The sequence below is a fragment of the Algoriphagus lacus genome (assembly GCF_003583985.1).
GTDB lineage: Bacteria > Bacteroidota > Bacteroidia > Cytophagales > Cyclobacteriaceae > Algoriphagus > Algoriphagus lacus.
In genome coordinates, this window is record NZ_QXML01000006.1 from 145,579 (window position 1) to 163,032 (window position 17,454).

Genomic DNA, 17,454 nt, shown 5'->3' on the forward strand with positions numbered 1-17,454 from the left:
TTCAATTTGTGTGAATTCTAAATTTCAATCAGATCACCAATGGCTGGTAAAATCGGCTTGAGGTTAAATTTTGACTCAATCAACTCCGATAGGACTGCTCTGGCTTTATCTTCACCGTGAACAAGGACTACTTTGGGTTTTGAGGGAGCGAGGTAGGAAAACCACTCCAGAAGTTCCGACTGCCCTGCATGCGCACTGAAGCCACTCAAACTGTGGATTTGGGCTTTTACCTCGATTTCTTCTTTGAAAATCCGAACGGAATCGGCCTTTTCAACCAACCTTCTTCCCAAAGAGCCCTGAGACTGAAACCCAACGATGATGACATGGGTATTTGGATGGCTTAGATTATGGCGGAGGTGGTGGAGAATGCGACCTCCGTTGCACATACCGGCTCCGGCCAGGATCATACAGGGACCTTCAACTTCATTCAAGGCCTTGGAGGTTTCCCCGCTTGGGCTAGGAATAAAGTATTGAGGATCAACCGGAAAAGCCCCTTTTTGCTTTAAGGCCTGGAAGTCCTCATCCAAAATCTCCTGGTGGTTTCTGTAGACCTCAGTGGCCTGCAGGGCCATGGGACTGTCCAGATACACCGGAAAGGGTTTGATTTTACCGTTATTGAAAAGCTCAGCCATGTGGTAAATGATCTGCTGTGCTCTTCCGATGGCAAAAGTCGGGATCAATATTTTACCGTTCGTTTCACTTGTTTCTTTTACAATCCGTTCAAATTCGGCAACTGTTTCTTCGTAAGGCTTGTGATTTTTATCTCCGTAGGTAGATTCCATAAACACCAAGTCTGCCTTGACAAAGTGATCGAAAGGTCGAAGCAAGGGGAGATTTAATGGTCCCAAATCTCCTGAAAATGCGATTACTTTGGTTTTTCCGTCTTCCTGAACCGTGAGTTCAATACTTCCGGAACCGAGCATGTGCCCGGATTCTATCCAGCGCGCTGTAATGTCTTCTGAAATCCGCACCTGTTCGCCCAATTGCACAGGCTTAACCAAATCGCGCATTTTCTCGACATGCTCAGGGCTGTAAAGTGGCTCAAACAAGGGCTGTCCGGGTTCCCAGTATTTTCGATTGTTTCGCTCCGCATCGGCTTCCTGCATCCTGCCAGAGTCCTGAAGGATGATGCTGGAAAGTTCAAGCGTTTGGGCGGTACTGTAGATCGGCCCCACAAACCCGTGCTTTATTAGCATGGGGACCCGACCAGTGTGATCCAAATGGCCATGGGTCAGTAGTACGGCTTGGACCTGATCTGGCTTGGCACCTTCCGGAAGGAGGTTTTTGGCTTCCGAATCTTTTCCACCCTGGAACATCCCGCAGTCGATCAAAATGGCCGATTTTTCAGTTTTTACTAAGTAGCATGAGCCGGTCACTTCACCTCCTGCAGCACCAAAAAGCTTGATTTTCATTTAATTCGAGTAAAATGGATAGGGTTATTTCTTTGATTTTTTGGGAGTTCTCGGCTTCAGCTTGGTTTTTTCCTTTTCCAGGATTTTTTGAAGATCCTTTGGAATGCTTTTCAGGACCAATTCCACAGCCTCTTCCGGAGTATCCACGATTTTGGAAAATCCGATTTCCTCGGGGGAAAATACGCCTTGATCTGCCATGAAACCCACGAAATCCCGCAGCCCTTTCCAGAATTCCTTTCCAACCAAAATGAGTGGAAATGGGCCGATTTTCTTGCATTGGATCAAAGTGGCCGCTTCAAACAATTCGTCCAGAGTTCCCAAGCCACCCGGCATGACGATGTAGGCGCAGGAATACTTTACCAGCATGGTTTTGCGTACAAAAAAGTGATTGAATTCTATGGTTCCGTCGACGTATGGGTTGGGTTCCTGCTCGTGAGGAAGGATGATGTTGAGTCCGTAAGTTTTTCCTCCCACTTCAAAAGCTCCCTTGTTGGCGGCTTCCATAGCACCCGGTCCACCACCTGTCAGGACAGAAAATCCAGCTTTGGCAAACCCTTCCCCTGTCTTTCGGGATAGCTCGTAGTAGTCGTCACCGGGGCGAAATCTCGCAGATCCAAAAATGGTGACAGCCGGCCCGATTTTATTCATTTTCTTCATGGCCATTTCAAACTCCTTCGTGACTTTCTCCAGGCGTTTTTTGTCTTTTTCGGGACTTCTGATCTGGGAAAGAAACTCCCGCTCATCCTTTAGCTTTTTGCTGAGGTTGGGAGGCAATTCGTAATTCATTTGGGAATTTTTCCAATGCTCTTGCCAGGATTTTTCCCATTCCTCAGTACTAATGGGTTTGATATCTTTTGCACTTGTGCTCATACAAAAAGGGATTTTTTAAAAGAAAAGAATAGATGTAGGATGCAATCTATCCAATTGCACCTCCAAAATTCATGACTTTTATCAGTGACCGATTAAATGAACGCCAAGGTACTGCGCCAAAAAAATGCCTTTGATTTTAACCTGAGACGGCATGGAATCAAGTGCGACCAATGCCACAATTAAAGGTTTGATTTTTAATCAGGTGAGATTTTTTCCAAGCTATCGGAAATGGAGGGGTATTGAAAAACAATTTCCTATTTAACCCCAACTAAGCGGAAAGGAAGCATAAAAAGGTTTCTGACCAAGTCAAAGCTCAAGTCAATCGCAAATCCCAAAAGTCTGAAAGGCAGAAGAAGGAGCCAAACGAAAGGGTAAAGAATCAATGCAGCCAAAGCAATCGGCCAGCAGATGATAAACAGGATAAGCCAAAGGATAAAGGTCAGCATAGTGGATTGTTTTTCTATTTTGTTCAAAATGCATTCCAAGCCGAAAAACAGGGCTTGAGTATATGTGAAGGCTGTCTTGAAATAATTGTTGATTTATTATCGGACAGTTTCTTGCGGACACTTTTTTGTTGAAAGCAACGAAGATGCTTAGGCTCAAAGATATTTCTTTCGCTCATGTAAAAAGCACAAAAACACCGCTTTGATGAGTGTAATTAGTTTATATTCGAGCGTTAAGTAATTAATTACAACCCCTGTTTTTTCATGCGCCTGGTTCTTTTGCTTTTGTTTTTTTTGGGCTATGGATTCAGTTTTTCCCAAACCATCACCGGAACCGTACGGGAAAAAGGCTCGGGTTTGCCTCTTCCTTTTTCCAATGTGTTTATCAACAATACCACCATCGGATCGGCTACCGATCCAGAAGGTCGGTTTCGGATAAGCGGAGATTTTGCCTCAGAGATTGAGTTGGTTGCTTCCTTTGTGGGCTATGTGACGGAGGTGAAGACGATTTCCTTTCGGAACAGAAACGAAGTACAGGTCGACTTTGTCTTGGCGTTCAACGAGTCCAATCTTTCCGAGATCGAGCTCAAAGCCAAGCGGGACAAGTCCTGGGAAAGGGAGTTTCGCCGTTTTGAGGAAGTCTTTTTGGCTTTGCCGGACGACCCCTACAAATCCCAGATTGAGATAACGAACCCCTGGGTGGTGGAATTTGAAAAAGTCAAACCCGATAAAGGTCCAAACTACCTCCGGGCCACAGCCCAACAGCCTTTGAAAATTACCAATACGGCTTTGGGGTATGAGATTGACTATTACCTCCAGGATTTCCGAGTGCTTCGCAACGGATCAAGATTTTACGGACAGGTTTTTTATGAGCCGATTAATTCCTCAGACGAACAAGAACTCGAGCAATGGGAAAGCGCCAGGGAAGTCAATTTTCACAGCTCCCTCCGCCATCTCAACGAGTCTATTCTGCTCAGCTCTTCTGACTCTCTCTTTTTCAGACTGTATCATGCTTTGCCTGAACAAATGGACCGCCGGCGAACGAATGATTTTACCCAGGAATTGAATGAATCGATCGTGTTGGTTTCCAAAGACTCGATTTTGAGAAGGCCCCTGGGTGATGGCAATTTTCGGATTTTTTTGCCTGGCAGGATGGAAGTTCACCACTTGGACAAGCCTTGGCGAAACGACTATTACACCAACATTTACCATGCGATCAGTTGGATTCAGGCGCCGGATGGCTACTATGATGTGGATCGAAAGGGCGTTCTGCTCAATCCCACGCAACTCGTCCTTTCCGGCTACATGGGTCGGCAGCGGATGGCCAGAATTCTTCCGCTCGATTTTGAGCCGGACAGGAAGTTTGTCACGGAGCAAACCCAGCAGGAGGTAATCACGAGTCCGGCGATCCGCTTCAACCGACTCCGGGAAAAGGTCTGGCTGACGACGAACAAACCTTATTTCTATCCCGGCGAAACGGCCTGGATCGGCGGACGCATGCTGTATCAGGATCAGACTTTGGCCGATTCCCTCAGCCGGGTAGTGTACGTGGACTTGATCAATTACAAATCGGAAGTCATTCAGTCGGCGACATTTCCGATTGAGCAGGGGAAAATTTCCGGAGGATTGGCTTTGTCAGCGGATTTAGCTCCGGGAGATTATGCGCTGCGAGGATACACTCATTGGAATCAGAATTTTGGGGAGCTCGATCAGTTTGTAGCTCCGTTTCTGGTGATGGAATCAGGGTTTCAGCCCAAAGTAGAAGCTGTCGAATCGGAATTCGTACAGGGAGAGATCACCGTAAAGCCTGAGTTTTCGGTGAGCGACTCGCTGAGTTACCGGGTGATGGATCTGAAGCTGGAGATTTTGGATGAGTTTCAAAATCCGATTGACGGAGAATTTATCCTTTCCCTGACCGATGGGGAAACGGTGGTGGAACTTGAGCAAGCCAATTCCCTGGAAGAGGGGATGAACTGGTTGGATGGTAAGCTTCCGGATGACTTCGACTCACCGCTTTCCTATCCGGTCGAGTACGGGATTTCGGTTCAGGGGAAGTTTACGGCGGACAACAAACGTCGACCGGCGATCAATCCGATCACGGTGGTGAGGGGAGATTTGGAGGATTTTGGTCAGGTGATGACGGATTCACTGGGTAATTTTTGGGCGACTGGATTGTATTTTAAGGATACTGCCCAGATTGCTGTTGCCGCGATGGATGACAAATTGCGGCCATTCGGATCGGTCGAACTTCTACCGCTCACTCGACCCAGGCTGTCTTCCATCCTTCCGAAGTATTCTTATACCAAAGAACCCATCCGGGAGGAAAACAAAACCCTGGATGTATCGGGAGATTACATTTTGTTGGAGGAGTTTGTGAAAGAAGATGTCAAGGAGCGGGAAACCATGGCTGAGCGGAATTATGGATACGGTGAGCCTACTCAGCAGGTGAGTGGAGATGTTCTCGAAAAAGAAAGCATTGGGGAGATTTTGGGTCGTTTGGGTTTTAATATGAGTACCCTTAAATTCAGAAATTACACCTATGGAGAAAGGACAGGTACACCCTTGCTAATCATTGATGGGTCTTCCATGCCCTACATGGACCCAAATGAGTTTAGGATAACCGTGCTTGGTTTTGAGCCTTCCCAACTTGAATCCATCAAAGTGTATTCTGATAATATCAGCAAATCCATTTTCGGCATGGCAGGATATGCAGGAGTGATTATGATTGAGACCAAAAAAGGTTTAAGAACAGGTCCTGAATCATCCTCGAAGTTCAATTCTGAAGGTTTCCAAATCTTTCCAGTACCGGGATTTACAGATTTCGCAGAATTCCCCAAAAATCCTGCTTCAGACCAATACCTCAGAAAAAAGCCTACGATTTATTGGGAGCCTGAAGCAATTTCGGAAGCAGGCTTATTCCGGACTCAAGTCAAGGTGCCTTATGGAGTGAAATCGATAAATATCCGGGTGGAAGGTAGGACAGTGGACGGGGAGGCTTTTTCAAAAATGCTCAAGGTGGAGTTTTAAGGTCAGGAGACTTTGGATCGACAAGCGCACTACACGAAACATCGCTCACAAAGAAAACCCGCGGCTATTGAGCGGTTTGACCCTTTCAGGTTTTTTTAGCTATTTGAATTTCAAGTTTTGGGAGAAAAAAACCGCCAAGTTCTCACTTGGCGGCTTCGGGTTTATCGGATTTTTTTAGGTTCCAAAAGCTTGGTCAGCTTGTCGATCTTTTTGCTCAAATCCAAAATGGCCTTGGCGTATCGGGTGTCCCATTCTTCCAGTCTTGCGGTGTTTTTGATGGCCACCTCATACTGGATTCCCGGAAGAATCCAGGAAGCATACCCGGAGAAAGGGTCATTACAGACGTACAGCGATTTGTACCACTCGCCATAATACATTCCTTTGGGATCAATCCAGCTTTTTTCCAATCCGATCAATCCGGTATTGATTTTTTTCAAATGGCTGGAATGGATGGTTTCTTCGGAAAGGGACCGGTGAAGATTCTTGTAGTAGGCAGTTGAGCTAGCTTCCAGTTTGGCCAAAGCACTCTCTACCTGATCAAAGCCCGCAAAATTTGGATCAATGGTTTTTACATTTTTCACAGCTTGCTCAAAGTGTCCTTTGAGGTCCTTGGAATAACGCGGCACATCGTAAGGAATCACGGCTGCATTCGCCTGACGGATAGCGACCAATCCAAACAGTTGAGCTACTGCTCCGCCCATTTTGAAACTTGGGTCAGAAAACTTCGAGTAGTAGTGGAAATTGTCATAGTTGGAATGGTAGGCAGTCGGCCCGCCTGATCCTCCACTTAAGGAAGGAATCCCCACGTGCATGTAGAAGGCGATGTGATCCGATCCTCCACCGAGGTTTCCGATTCCTGGTTCTGGATTTTTTCCTGCCCAAACTTCAAAAACTGTCTTGGCTGAATCCGGGTAAGCCACTTCCTTGGAGGCATCAATGATGAGTTTTTTCAAGGTAGGGGCGGCAGCAGCTCCAAAATTTCTTCCGGATACGCCACCGTCAAAGTTCATGTAGGAAACGGTCTTGGCTCCGAGTTCTTTCTTCAGATGTTCGACCCATTCCGTAGAACCAATCACGCCTTGCTCTTCCGCATCCCAATGTCCGATCAAAATGGATCGGGATGGCTTCTGACCTTTTTTATAAAGTTCTCCCAAAGCTTCCGCAAAAGTCAACAACATGGCAGTGCCGGAATTTGGATCCGTGGCGCCAAAGGACCAGGCATCGTAGTGGCTACCCAAAATGATCCATTCGTCCGGATGCTCGCTTCCTTCGAAAGTACCGATCACGTTGTTGGCTCGGATAAAGTCAGGCTTTTGATCTACCATCACGCGTACTTTCAAGGCTTCGCCACCGGTGATCCGGTATTTGAAAGGCAAGCCTCCCTGCCAGGCCTCGGGGGCTTCCGAACCAGTCATTCGACTCAGAATTTCCTTAGCTGCACCGTATCCGATTGGGGTCACCGGGATGGTATGAAAATCCACATCGGCTGGATCATCCCGCTTTATTTTTTTGGCTCCATCCAAAGGCAAAGCAGGTCGGTTGGGAGTCAAAGGATCTCCGGTGAAATCCAAAGTCAACATGGATCCCCGCTGGATGGTGGTTTCGTTGAAGAAAGGTCCTTTTGGATATACTTCCCCACGGGTAAATCCGGAGTCTTTTGGATCGGTGTATACGACCAAGCCGACCATGCCGTATTGCTCGGCGTATTTGGCTTTGTAGCCCCGAAAGTTACCACCATAGCGTGCAATGGCTACTTTTCCAGCCAGCGGAACGCCCATTTCGGCCAGTTTCATGAAGTCTTCCCGGGTACCGTAATTCACGTACACCACCTCAGCCGTCACATCTCCACTTCCTGAAAAAGCATTGAATCCCAAATGAAGCCTCGGATCATCCGAAAAGGGATCCTCAGGCAGCGCTCCTTCTTTTTGGGAAAGTGTCATCTGAACAGGGGAGATGATCTGAAGTTCGGATTTGCCGGGATGGTTGGGAAGATACACGTCATAGGGCCACACTTTCACATTCATGCCGGCGGCAGACATGATATTGACCATGTAATCTTTTACCAGTTCGTTTTCCGGAGTTCCTGCGATGTGCGGGTTTTTGGTGAGTTCGGAAAGGTGGACTTTGAATCGATCTGATTTGACAGCATTCAGGAAGTCCAATTCAAATTTTTTCTGCTCAGCAAACTGGGAAGGAAGGAATCCGTCCTGCTGGGCAAACGAGCTGAAAGAAAGGAGGGAAGCGGCGGTGAGAGCGAGTAGTTTTAGTTTCATTTTTTAGAATTGGAAGATTGCAAAATTTGAAAATTGAAAAATTTGGAAAAGGAGCCAAAGGCCATAATCTTCCAATTTTCCAATATTTCAATTTTTCAATTAGAAAACAAAAAAAGGCCACAGAATCAATTCCATGGCCTTTTTTGAATTAATTAGCTTTCAAGCCTGGAGATCTTTCCAGAAATTCCTGATACAATCGGATGTGTCTGTTGGACATCGGAACTCGGTATCCGTCAATGAAGACGTGAATAATCTGAGTTCTGGTTTCTAATGGATCACCGGTGGACACGATCAAATTTGCGCGCTTGCCGGCTTCCACAGATCCATATTGATCCGCTACTCCGAAGATTTCAGCAGGATTGATGGTTACCGCTTTCAGCGCTTCTTCTTTGCCCAGGCCATAGGCTGCTGCAAATGCGGCGTGAAACGGAAGGTTACGCACATTTTCCTCCTCATCTGTTCGAAGGGCCACTTTTACACCTGCTTTGGCCATTTTACCGGCGTTGGCATACGGTGTATCATAGCGGTCAGACTGTCGGGTTGGAAGTTCCTGTACGGGACCGGTGATGACAGGAATGCCTGCTTTAGCGATTTCGTCAGCCACTCTCCATCCTTCGGCAACTCCGGAGAAAACCACCTTGATGTTCTTTCCTTCCACCCACTTGATGGCGTTCTGAATGTCAGAAGCCGCATCCACTACGATCAAGAGAGGAAGTTCACCGGAGATTACCTTGGACAGTTGATCCATTTCAGGATAGTACTGAAGCTCGGCTCCGGATTTTTTCAGAGCCAGGTAGTTCTTGGCGTTTTCCCAAATTTCATTGGCTTCTTTCATGGCTTTTTCAGCCTCTTTCTTGATGTCTTCATCTGATCTGCGGTCAAATCTGCCACGTCGTCCTGAGCTTGGGAAGTTCATCACCACAGCCTTGTAGCCTCCGTACATCTGATCGGGAGTGTATCCGTTTAGGTTGATCAAAGCAGCAGTACCGGAGAAAAGACCACCTGTCGGAACGGTCAGAACAGTAGTCACACCGGATACCCGGGTGACACCGATTGCTTCCGAGTTTGGATTGACGGTAGTCAAAGCCTGCATGTTTGGAGTTACATTTCCTACTTCCTCGTAGTCTACTGTTTCCGGAACAGAACTTACCTCAACCAATCCCAGTCGGGTTCCACTGTCGATCATTCCCGGATAAATGAACATTCCGGTGCAGTCAATGACTTCAGCGCCTGCTGAGCTGATGCCAGTTCCGACTTGAGCGATTTTTCCGTTTTCAATCAAAACAGAAGTATTTGTCAACGTGCCTTTGGTGACAGTCACCACGGTGGCATTTTGAAGCAGGAATTTTCCTGAGCGAGGTTTTACAAATTCCCCGTCTATCTGGGCCATAGCTTCCACCGGAAGGAGGGCTAGCAAGGAGGCACAAAAGGTTTTTAAAATTCGGTTCATGATATTCTTGAATTTTCGGGGTGATTAATGTTTATGTTCAAAGAAAGCTCCCTGAAATGCTTCGAAATAAGCATCCACATCCTGAAGACACTGGTGATTTTCTTCTCCATGAAGGAAAATCGGCTCCACCATCTCGCTAGCTGATACATACTGACGCTGATCGTCTTTGTCGGTCTTGATGTCGAAATATTTCACACCATCTACAAAAGTCATCTGCGGAACAGCATAGGAAGACAGCGGATGTCCTTCGAAAATCACCAAATCCGCTTGCTTGCCTACTTCGATGGATCCTACTTTGTCGTCGATTCCCAGTTGTTTGGCAGGATTGAGGGTAATCATGGCCAAGGCTTCATCATCAGTCAAGCCGCCATAACGCTGTGTTTTGGCAGCCTCGTGATAAAGGTGACGGATTAGCTCAGCTGAGTCAGAATTGATCGAAGTGATCGCGCCGTTTCGCTGAAGGATTGCCGCATTGTAAGCGGTGGAGTAGTACACTTCCATTTTGTAAGCCCACCAATCCGCAAATACGGATGCACCCATGGTGTATTCCGCGATTTCCGGAGCTACTTTGAATCCTTCGTTGGTGTGCTGGAAAACGAGTTTTTTGATACCGAAATCCTTTGCCACATTGATCAACATGTAGATTTCGTCGGCACGATAGGAGTGACAATGCACGATGATCTTTCCGTCCAGGATATCCGCCAGCGTCTGAAGGCGCTCGCTGTAAACCGGAGGCGTCACCGTATTTCCTTTTTGTGTTTTTGCAGTGTTGTAAGTCTCCCAAGCTTTCTTGTACTGAAGTGCTTCATTAAAACCGTTTCTCAGCACTGCTTCCACACCCATACGGGTTCTTGGTTGGATCCCATTTCCACGTCCATGAACCCGGGTTGGGTTTTCACCCAAAGCAAACTTGATTGTCCGTGGTGCATCCTGCATGATGATTTCTGCAGGATCTTTTGCTCCCCAGCGGTGCTTCAGGGTGGCATTTTGTCCTCCGATTACGTTGGCGGATCCATGCATGGCATGTGAAATAGTCACACCGCCGGCGAGTGCCCGGTAGATTCCGATTTCAAAAGGATTGACCACATCCTTCATTCGCACTTCGGAGGTAATGGGGGCAGAGGCCTCGTTTATTACGTCCAAAGCGACGTGAGAGTGGGCATCGATGATTCCCGGCATTACATATTTTCCAGTCGCATCAATCGTCTGAACTCCGGATGGCGCGGTCAAGTTTTGACCGACTTGTTTGATGATACCATCCTGAACCAACACGTCTGCGTTTTGAAGATTTCCTTTAGTAACAGTCAGGACGGTTGCATTTTTGATTAAAACACTGCCTTTCGGTGTTTGAGCATAGGAATAATTCAACCCCAGACCCAACAAAGCAGCAAATAGAATATTTAGCTTTTTCATTTTTTCAGAGAGTTAGGCTAGGTGAGGAGAGTTTTGCAGTAAGGGGAAAAGAGCCAAACTGAGCTACAGACATGGTTCCTTCCATGCTTGAACCGCTGATTTCCCCGGAAATAGAAACAGTCAGGTTCATGCCACCTGCTGCCACATCAAATTCGAAAGTCAGAGTCTTTCCGCTTACAACTGCATTTTTGATTGGAGCAGTTACTTTTCCGCTTCCTGATGGATCATCGTAGCTGATAGTTCCTGAATAGCCCGTTCCTTCTTTTTTAATGCTGATTTCACCTCCCGAGGATCCGGCAGGGGTCTCGGAAGTATATTCCCAAATTCCTTCAACGGAAACAGCTGCTGATCCATTTTCGGTTTTTTCAGCTTCTTTAGCCGCTTTCTTCTTCAATTCATAATTGAAGACATAGCCATCTGCCACCACATGCTTGATTTGAGCATCTTCTTTGAAAATCGAGTCGGTACTGATCACAAAGTTGGCCATCTTTCCTTTTTCGATGGTTCCGGCAACTCGGTTGATCCCAAGAATAGATGCAGGGTTGGTAGTAAGAGCCGCTAAAGCCGCTTTTTCGCTCAGCCCGTTTTTAATTAAAGTTTGAACGGCCTTCATGGCATCACCCGGCTTGGTGTCCACCGTAGAGAATCCAAATGGGATTCCTGCTTTTTCCAGAAGGGAAGCTTGCTTGAGGGCTTTGTCATAGGCTTCTTTTACCCGCTCATATTGAGCTTTTGTATCCTCAGTTATGCCTTCAGATTTTTGACTTTTGATTGCCTTGTCATCCGGAACCTGAAGCTTGATCAACACAGGAGTTCCAGAAGTTTTGATTAGGTCAATTACCGATTCGTAATTTTCAAGTCCAGTCAGAATTAGCTTGAAACCCAATTCTTTTTGTAAAGCAATGGCTCTTCTGACTTCCAAATCGGAAGATGCAGTGAAAATGACAGGGATTTGTTTTTGAACAACCGATGCCATACCCATTTGTGTTGGAGTCAATTCCGGTCTTTTCACCCCTGCTGTGGAAGCATACATTTTGGAATGGTCCAGTGCGAGCGTGGTGTTTTGATACACATCACGAAACTTTGCCATTACGCCGGCTAGTGTGGCAGGGTACATTCCTCTTGATCCTCTGAAATTTGCCGCAAGAGCTGCATTTTCCTGAAGCACATTCACGGAACCGGAATTACCCAAAACCATAATGGAGGATTTACCCGGAAGCATTCCACCGTCAGGAAGTACTTGGGTGACGGTAAATCCAGTTTTTCTCCAGTCATCCACTTGATTTCCGGTAATGGAAAATTGCTCAGTTGCTGATCTCCAGGGAGTAATACCGGCAATTTCATCAGGCGGATTGGAGGTAATCAGGTCCTTTGGTCTTTCCAAGTCTTTTGGTTTGGTGATGCCCATGTTGCCGGCACCATCGATAAATCCCGGATAGATAAAAAGGGAATCGCCTGGAATAACCTGAGCATCTTTCGGTAACGAGAGGTTGGATCCCATACCCAAAATCACTCCATCCCGGAAAAGAACTGTGCCCTTGGTCCCTTGCTGACCGGGAGCAGCAAAAATTGTAGCATTGGTAATTGCATAAGTGCTGGTTACCCTGCGCTTGCCTGTGGGATCACTTTGTGCCCAAGCAGTGTGCGACAGAAACCCCGCAATCAGCAATCCCAGCATTCCTGCTTTCAGAAATTGTTTTTTCATTCGATTGATGGTTTTTCTTCAATCAGCAAGCTAACAAAAGGGATTTCACTATCCTTTTGGATTTATTTTTGAAAACTTTTTTTTTGATCAGTGGTATTCAGGGCTACTCAAAATGCGAATAAGTGCATTTCATTTACAAGGCCCGGAGAAAGTGCTTATTTGAACGGTTCGAATGGCTTGGATTTTATCCTTTGATGCTATATTTAAGTTTGGATCACCCCCAATTATGAAGAAAATCCTGATCATCGAGGACGATTTGCTTATTTCAAGTTTGGTGCAATTCAGGCTTAAAAAAGACGGGTATGACACCCATCTGGTCAGTGATGGCAATGAAGGTATGAAAGCAATTGACTCCTATGGTCCTGACCTGATTATCACGGATGTTATGATGCCTTTCCGCAGTGGAATCGAAATCATCCACCACGCCAGACAATGCAGACCGGATACACCAATAATTGTCTTGAGTTCCCTCGGAGAAGAGGAGCAGGTCGTTTTGGAAGCATTTAATTTGGGCGTAGCGGATTTTATCCCCAAACCTTTCAATCCCAATGAATTGGCCATCCGAGTCAAGCGTGTACTCAAATAGTACTCTATGAGGAAATTTTTACAACGAACACTGATCTGTATTTTGATGATGTCTTGCAGTTTTGCATGGGCTCAGGATCAAATCATACCCGAGGATTCTACAGAGTTTCGTGATTTTTTGATTTTACAAAAAGAGGTTCAAGGCCTTAGCTATCGTTTTTATTTACTTGAAAAAAGCATTAGCGATTCCCTTGCCGCTGATTCGGTGTATTTGTTCTCAAAAACCGACTCGGGATTTATTTCCAACTCCTTCAGTGATTTTGGTATGATCCAAGATTTGGAGAAACCTCTGGTAGAAGACAGTCTCAATTTTAGGTTGGACTTTGTGGTTTTTTCCCAATCTGTAGACCAAACTGCTGTGCGGGAATATCTGGCTAACCTGGTCCGCAACGGAGATTACCAAGTCAAATTCGAGGAAATCAAGTCCTCTGAAGACTTGGTTTCATTGGCCTCCAGATCCCCATATTCGCCCTTTTTGAAGTATAAACTGAAATTTGTTGCTGATTACAAGCTGTTTGGGGTTACTGTTGTTATTGTGTTCTTCTTTGTGGTGGCTTTGACCATGATCGTCTACATGTTGATCATGAAAGCGCGAAAAACAAAAAGGGAAAACCTTCAAAAAGAGTACGATCAATTGATAGTTGATCCCTTGACTTCGCTTCTTTTTGAAAAAGAACTTGATGAAATCCATGATATGGAAATGCAGGAAATCTACCAGTATTTCCCCCAATCCTATCTTGGAAAACCCCTTTACAGGGATGTGTTGATCGATCGGATCATCGGCCTTAACAAGAAGATGAAGGGGGAATTCAAAGACAAACTCAAAGTCTTGTATAAGCGCTTGGGTCTGGATAAGATTTCTGCAGAATCACTGAAGAATAAAAATTGGGACAGGGTAACCGAGGGGCTGGTTCAAATCAACGAAATGGATTTGGTGGAAGCTCTTCCTGAGGTTAAAAAGCATGCTAATTCATCCAATTTCCATATTAGATCACAGGCTGTCGCCACTTTACTCAACCTTTCTGAAAAAGTCGATTTGGCATTTTTAAGGGACCAAACTTTCCCCCTTTCCACCTGGCAGCAGATGAGCTACCTGCGAATCATCAAATTTGTAGGCCAACAAAAAGACCTCAAACTGGAAATTCTCTTTGATTCGGCGAATAAATCCATCCGGATTTTTGGATATAAACTGGTAAGGATGCTGGGGAGAATTGACCTGATCGAAGTGCTTTCAAAAAAGGCCATGCATGTGGAAGAGGATGAGAAAATCGAGATTTTGGAAACGTATTCAGTACTTGGAGCGCACATGGAGGCGGAATTTGTTAATCAATGCCTCAATTCGGGAAGTCCAAATTTGGTAATTGCCGCAGCGAAAGCAGCCGGTGTCATCGGTAACGAAGAATCAGCCTCGATTTTAATGGGTCTCCTAAGAAAGGAAGTTTCTTTTTCTGAAAAACTCATCTACTTAAGAAGTTTGAATGAACTGGATAAAGCTGAATTTGAAGCATTTACCCAGTTAAACCCTGATGCTCAAATCCTTGAGATCAGGGCACACCTTTTAGACCCCTTGCTGCAGCATGTATAGTTTTTTATTCTATCTGATCCTCGAAATTCTCGGGGTGTTGTTTCTGATCTTGAGCTTCTCGGTTATAGCCATATACCTTATTCTGATGGTCTTGAGTGCCTTGGAAATGAGGGACTATCTCCGTAAAAACCGCTTTGCAGACTATGGAGATATCATTACTTCACCGATAGCACCGGGGGTTTCCATTCTTGCCCCGGCGTTCAATGAAGGAAAAAACATTGTGCAAAATGTTCAAAGTCTCCTTTCCCTGCATTACGGCAAGTTCGAGGTAATCGTAATCAACGACGGTTCGAAAGATGATACACTCCAAAAGCTCATTGAATCTTTTGAGTTGGAAAAGACCAATTACGCCTACAATCCGGAGATTGAAGCAAAACCTGTCAGAGGAATTTATAAGTCCCGGAATTTGTCTTATCGACGGCTGATCGTAATTGACAAGGAAAATGGGGGCAAAGCGGATGCCTTGAATACCGGAATCAATATCGCAGGAATGGAAATTTTAGCCTGTATTGATGTGGATTGTATTCTTTCCAGCGAGTCAATTTCCCGGATGGTGAGGCCATTTATGGAAGAGACCAACCGAAAGGTAATTGCAGTAGGGGGCGTGATCGGAATAGCCAACAACTGTGATGTTCAGGATGGAACAGTGACAACCTATCGAGTACCGGAATCTACTTTGGGTAAATTCCAGGTGATTGAATATTTCAGGGCGTTTTTGATGGGCCGAATGGCATGGGCTAGAATCAACGGCCTTATGTTGATTTCAGGTGCTTTTGGTTTTTTCAAGAGAGACTTGGTTAGGGCTGTTGGTGGCTATTTTCCAAAGACGGTTGGAGAAGACATGGAATTGGTAGTCCGAATGAGGCGGTATATGGAGGAGCAGCAGATTCCATATAAAGTTGGATTTGTGCCTGATCCTTTATGCTGGACAGAAGTTCCTGAAAGTGAAGAGGTTCTTTCCCGTCAGCGAAATCGTTGGATGAGAGGGACAATCGAAACTTTGCAGCTTCATCAGGCTATGCGACTCAATCCGAAATACCGGGTATTGGGTATGATTTCATATCCTTTCTGGTCCATTTTCGAAAAGTCGGCTCCTATTTTGGAGACGGTGGGTCTGCTCTATACATTGACACTATTGGTTTTAGGAGACTTCAGTGCTATTTACTTTTTCGCATTGTTAGCATTGATGTACCTGCTTTCACTCTTGGTTTCCTCCTTCAGTGTGCTTTATGAGCAGATTGCTTTTAACCATTATAAGGATAAGAAAGACCTTAGGAAATTGATCTGGATGATTATTACCGAGCCTTTTTTGGTTCATCCTAAGGTGATTTTATGGGGGCTAAGAGGTCATCTGGATTTTATCAAAGGCAAAGGTGGATGGGGATCGATGATCCGCACTGGATTTAAAAAGGCTGAAGACAAGAAGAATTTTAAACCTGAATCTGCTTCTTAATGAAAAAGAGACTGATCACTTTGATAGCATTTATTGCGGTGGTGTTTTCGGCCAAGTCCCAAGACACGTTTGATCCGGATGAACTATTGGCTCAGGCCAGAACCCTCATTCTCGATGGAAAATACACCGAAGGCAGGAAGATTGCCTTTCGGGCCTTGGATAAATATCCCAACTATGCAGACATCCTGATTTTGGTAGGAAGAAGTTACAGCTGGGAGGGGAAAAACGATTCAGCAAGTATTTTTCTGGACAGGGCAATCATTGCCTCTCCTACATATACCGATGGCTATTCCGCATATTTGGACAATTTGACTTGGGCTGAGCAATACGATAAAGCAAAAGATATTTTGGCCAAAGCCAAATCCAATCTTGGCTCACCGATCCCGGATGAAATTACTTACAGGGAATCACGACTTTATTACTACCAAGAGCAATACGAAGAGGCCTTTGCACTGGCTGAACCACTTTTTGACAAAGGATTCGCACAGGAAGGTATGCTGGGTTACATGCAAAATCTCCAGCGGTTAAGGAGAACCAACGCCATTGGCGCCACATACGACTATGACACTTTTCAGGATGAAATTTCTCCTTGGCATACCTGGTCAGTTTATGGACGAACGCGTACCAATCTAACCGGGGCATTGATCGCCCGGGTGACTCAATCCGCAAGATTTGATGATTTTGGAACGCTTTACGAACTTGACGCTTATCCTTCCATCGGTAAAAATGGCTATGCCTATTTGAATGTGGGCGGGTCCAGGGCATCCTTTTTTCCCAAATTCCGGTTTGGAGCGTCCTATTACCACAATCTACCAAAGGCTTGGGAAATTGAAGGAGGCTACCGATACCTTGGATTCACTGAAGTGACGAACATTATTACGGGGTCTTTGGGAAAATATGCCGGGAATTGGTGGATTAATCTCCGACTGAATGTCATTCCTGACGGTTCAAGTACAGGAACATCCAGCCAGTTGACTGCCCGCTATTACTTCAAGACCTCGGAGGACTTTTTCAGTTTGCAGTTAGGAACCGGGGTTTCACCTGATGAAGAAACCCGTGATCAAACCCAATTGCTGAATTCCTATCGCGCAAGATTGGGTTACCAGCAATTGATTTCACCCAAATTCATGATTTACGGATATACCGGATACAGCCGGGATGAGTTGAGTACAGACAATTTCAGAAACAACATCAACATTTCACTGGGAATGGAATACCGGTTCTAAGCTGAAAATCTC

General features: G+C 45.6%; 12 protein-coding genes. 5 read left to right on the forward strand and 7 right to left on the reverse strand.

The features are described 5' to 3' along the window. Window positions 1–17: 17 nt before the first annotated feature. The 3 genes from D0X99_RS13020 to D0X99_RS13030 form a co-directional block, all read right to left on the reverse strand. On the reverse strand, window positions 18–1,412 hold the full coding sequence (locus D0X99_RS13020) for an MBL fold metallo-hydrolase (RefSeq protein ID WP_119478274.1): 1,395 nt from the start codon (window positions 1,410–1,412) through the stop codon (window positions 18–20). A gap of 24 nt (window positions 1,413–1,436) precedes the next feature. Further along, entirely contained in the window at window positions 1,437–2,282 is an 846-nt protein-coding gene (locus tag D0X99_RS13025) for an LOG family protein (RefSeq protein WP_119478275.1), read from the reverse strand. Window positions 2,283–2,536: 254 nt separating this feature from the next. Next, a complete protein-coding gene (locus D0X99_RS13030) occupies window positions 2,537–2,728 on the reverse strand; it encodes a hypothetical protein (RefSeq protein WP_119478276.1) in 192 nt (63 codons plus the stop codon). A gap of 261 nt (window positions 2,729–2,989) precedes the next feature. Here D0X99_RS13030 and D0X99_RS13035 point away from each other — a divergent pair, with 261 nt between their 5' ends. Beyond that, window positions 2,990–5,752, forward strand: a complete 2,763-nt coding sequence (locus D0X99_RS13035; RefSeq protein ID WP_119478277.1) for a carboxypeptidase-like regulatory domain-containing protein — start codon at window positions 2,990–2,992, stop codon at window positions 5,750–5,752. A 161-nt stretch (window positions 5,753–5,913) separates the two neighbouring features. Here D0X99_RS13035 and D0X99_RS13040 read toward each other — a convergent pair whose 3' ends face one another. The 4 genes from D0X99_RS13040 to D0X99_RS13055 form a co-directional block, all read right to left on the reverse strand. After that, window positions 5,914–8,025 carry a M28 family peptidase gene (locus D0X99_RS13040; RefSeq protein WP_119478278.1) on the reverse strand — a complete coding sequence of 704 codons (2,112 nt, stop codon included), beginning with the start codon at window positions 8,023–8,025 and terminating at the stop codon, window positions 5,914–5,916. A 148-nt stretch (window positions 8,026–8,173) separates the two neighbouring features. Further along, window positions 8,174–9,475: an amidohydrolase family protein gene (locus D0X99_RS13045; RefSeq protein WP_119478279.1), complete on the reverse strand. Its 1,302-nt coding sequence runs from the start codon at window positions 9,473–9,475 to the stop codon at window positions 8,174–8,176. A gap of 24 nt (window positions 9,476–9,499) precedes the next feature. After that, the gene (locus tag D0X99_RS13050; protein WP_119478280.1) at window positions 9,500–10,888 is read right to left on the reverse strand and encodes an amidohydrolase; all 1,389 of its coding nucleotides are present in this window, start codon (window positions 10,886–10,888) and stop codon (window positions 9,500–9,502) included. Between the two features lie 4 nt (window positions 10,889–10,892). Next, a complete protein-coding gene (locus D0X99_RS13055) occupies window positions 10,893–12,593 on the reverse strand; it encodes an amidohydrolase family protein (RefSeq protein ID WP_119478281.1) in 1,701 nt (566 codons plus the stop codon). Between the two features lie 226 nt (window positions 12,594–12,819). Between D0X99_RS13055 and D0X99_RS13060 the strand changes: the two genes are divergently transcribed. Genes D0X99_RS13060 through D0X99_RS13075 form a run of 4 tightly spaced genes read left to right on the forward strand, consistent with a single transcriptional unit; the run spans window position 12,820 to window position 17,442 of the window. Continuing rightward, window positions 12,820–13,179 (forward strand): response regulator transcription factor, encoded by a 360-nt coding sequence (locus D0X99_RS13060; protein ID WP_119478282.1) that lies wholly within the window; start codon window positions 12,820–12,822, stop codon window positions 13,177–13,179. A 6-nt stretch (window positions 13,180–13,185) separates the two neighbouring features. Continuing rightward, window positions 13,186–14,763: a hypothetical protein gene (locus D0X99_RS13065; protein ID WP_147392228.1), complete on the forward strand. Its 1,578-nt coding sequence runs from the start codon at window positions 13,186–13,188 to the stop codon at window positions 14,761–14,763. After that, entirely contained in the window at window positions 14,756–16,216 is a 1,461-nt protein-coding gene (locus D0X99_RS13070; RefSeq protein ID WP_119478284.1) for a glycosyltransferase family 2 protein, read from the forward strand. The genes D0X99_RS13065 and D0X99_RS13070 overlap by 8 nt, the downstream gene beginning before the upstream one ends. Next, the gene (locus tag D0X99_RS13075; protein WP_119478285.1) at window positions 16,216–17,442 is read left to right on the forward strand and encodes a YaiO family outer membrane beta-barrel protein; all 1,227 of its coding nucleotides are present in this window, start codon (window positions 16,216–16,218) and stop codon (window positions 17,440–17,442) included. Before D0X99_RS13070 ends, D0X99_RS13075 begins: the two co-directional genes overlap by 1 nt. Window positions 17,443–17,454 lie beyond the last annotated feature (12 nt).

Excerpts from the sequence above, each read along its gene's own strand:
- D0X99_RS13020 (WP_119478274.1), bottom strand. The coding sequence starts at position 1,412 with ATGAAAATCAAGCTTTTTGGTGCTGCAGGAGGTGAAGTGACCGGCTCA.
- D0X99_RS13025 (WP_119478275.1), bottom strand. The coding sequence starts at position 2,282 with ATGAGCACAAGTGCAAAAGATATCAAACCCATTAGTACTGAGGAATGG.
- D0X99_RS13030 (WP_119478276.1), bottom strand. The coding sequence starts at position 2,728 with ATGCTGACCTTTATCCTTTGGCTTATCCTGTTTATCATCTGCTGGCCG.
- D0X99_RS13035 (WP_119478277.1), top strand. The coding sequence starts at position 2,990 with ATGCGCCTGGTTCTTTTGCTTTTGTTTTTTTTGGGCTATGGATTCAGT.
- D0X99_RS13040 (WP_119478278.1), bottom strand. The coding sequence starts at position 8,025 with ATGAAACTAAAACTACTCGCTCTCACCGCCGCTTCCCTCCTTTCTTTC.
- D0X99_RS13045 (WP_119478279.1), bottom strand. The coding sequence starts at position 9,475 with ATGAACCGAATTTTAAAAACCTTTTGTGCCTCCTTGCTAGCCCTCCTT.
- D0X99_RS13050 (WP_119478280.1), bottom strand. The coding sequence starts at position 10,888 with ATGAAAAAGCTAAATATTCTATTTGCTGCTTTGTTGGGTCTGGGGTTG.
- D0X99_RS13055 (WP_119478281.1), bottom strand. The coding sequence starts at position 12,593 with ATGAAAAAACAATTTCTGAAAGCAGGAATGCTGGGATTGCTGATTGCG.
- D0X99_RS13060 (WP_119478282.1), top strand. The coding sequence starts at position 12,820 with ATGAAGAAAATCCTGATCATCGAGGACGATTTGCTTATTTCAAGTTTG.
- D0X99_RS13065 (WP_147392228.1), top strand. The coding sequence starts at position 13,186 with ATGAGGAAATTTTTACAACGAACACTGATCTGTATTTTGATGATGTCT.
- D0X99_RS13070 (WP_119478284.1), top strand. The coding sequence starts at position 14,756 with ATGTATAGTTTTTTATTCTATCTGATCCTCGAAATTCTCGGGGTGTTG.
- D0X99_RS13075 (WP_119478285.1), top strand. The coding sequence starts at position 16,216 with ATGAAAAAGAGACTGATCACTTTGATAGCATTTATTGCGGTGGTGTTT.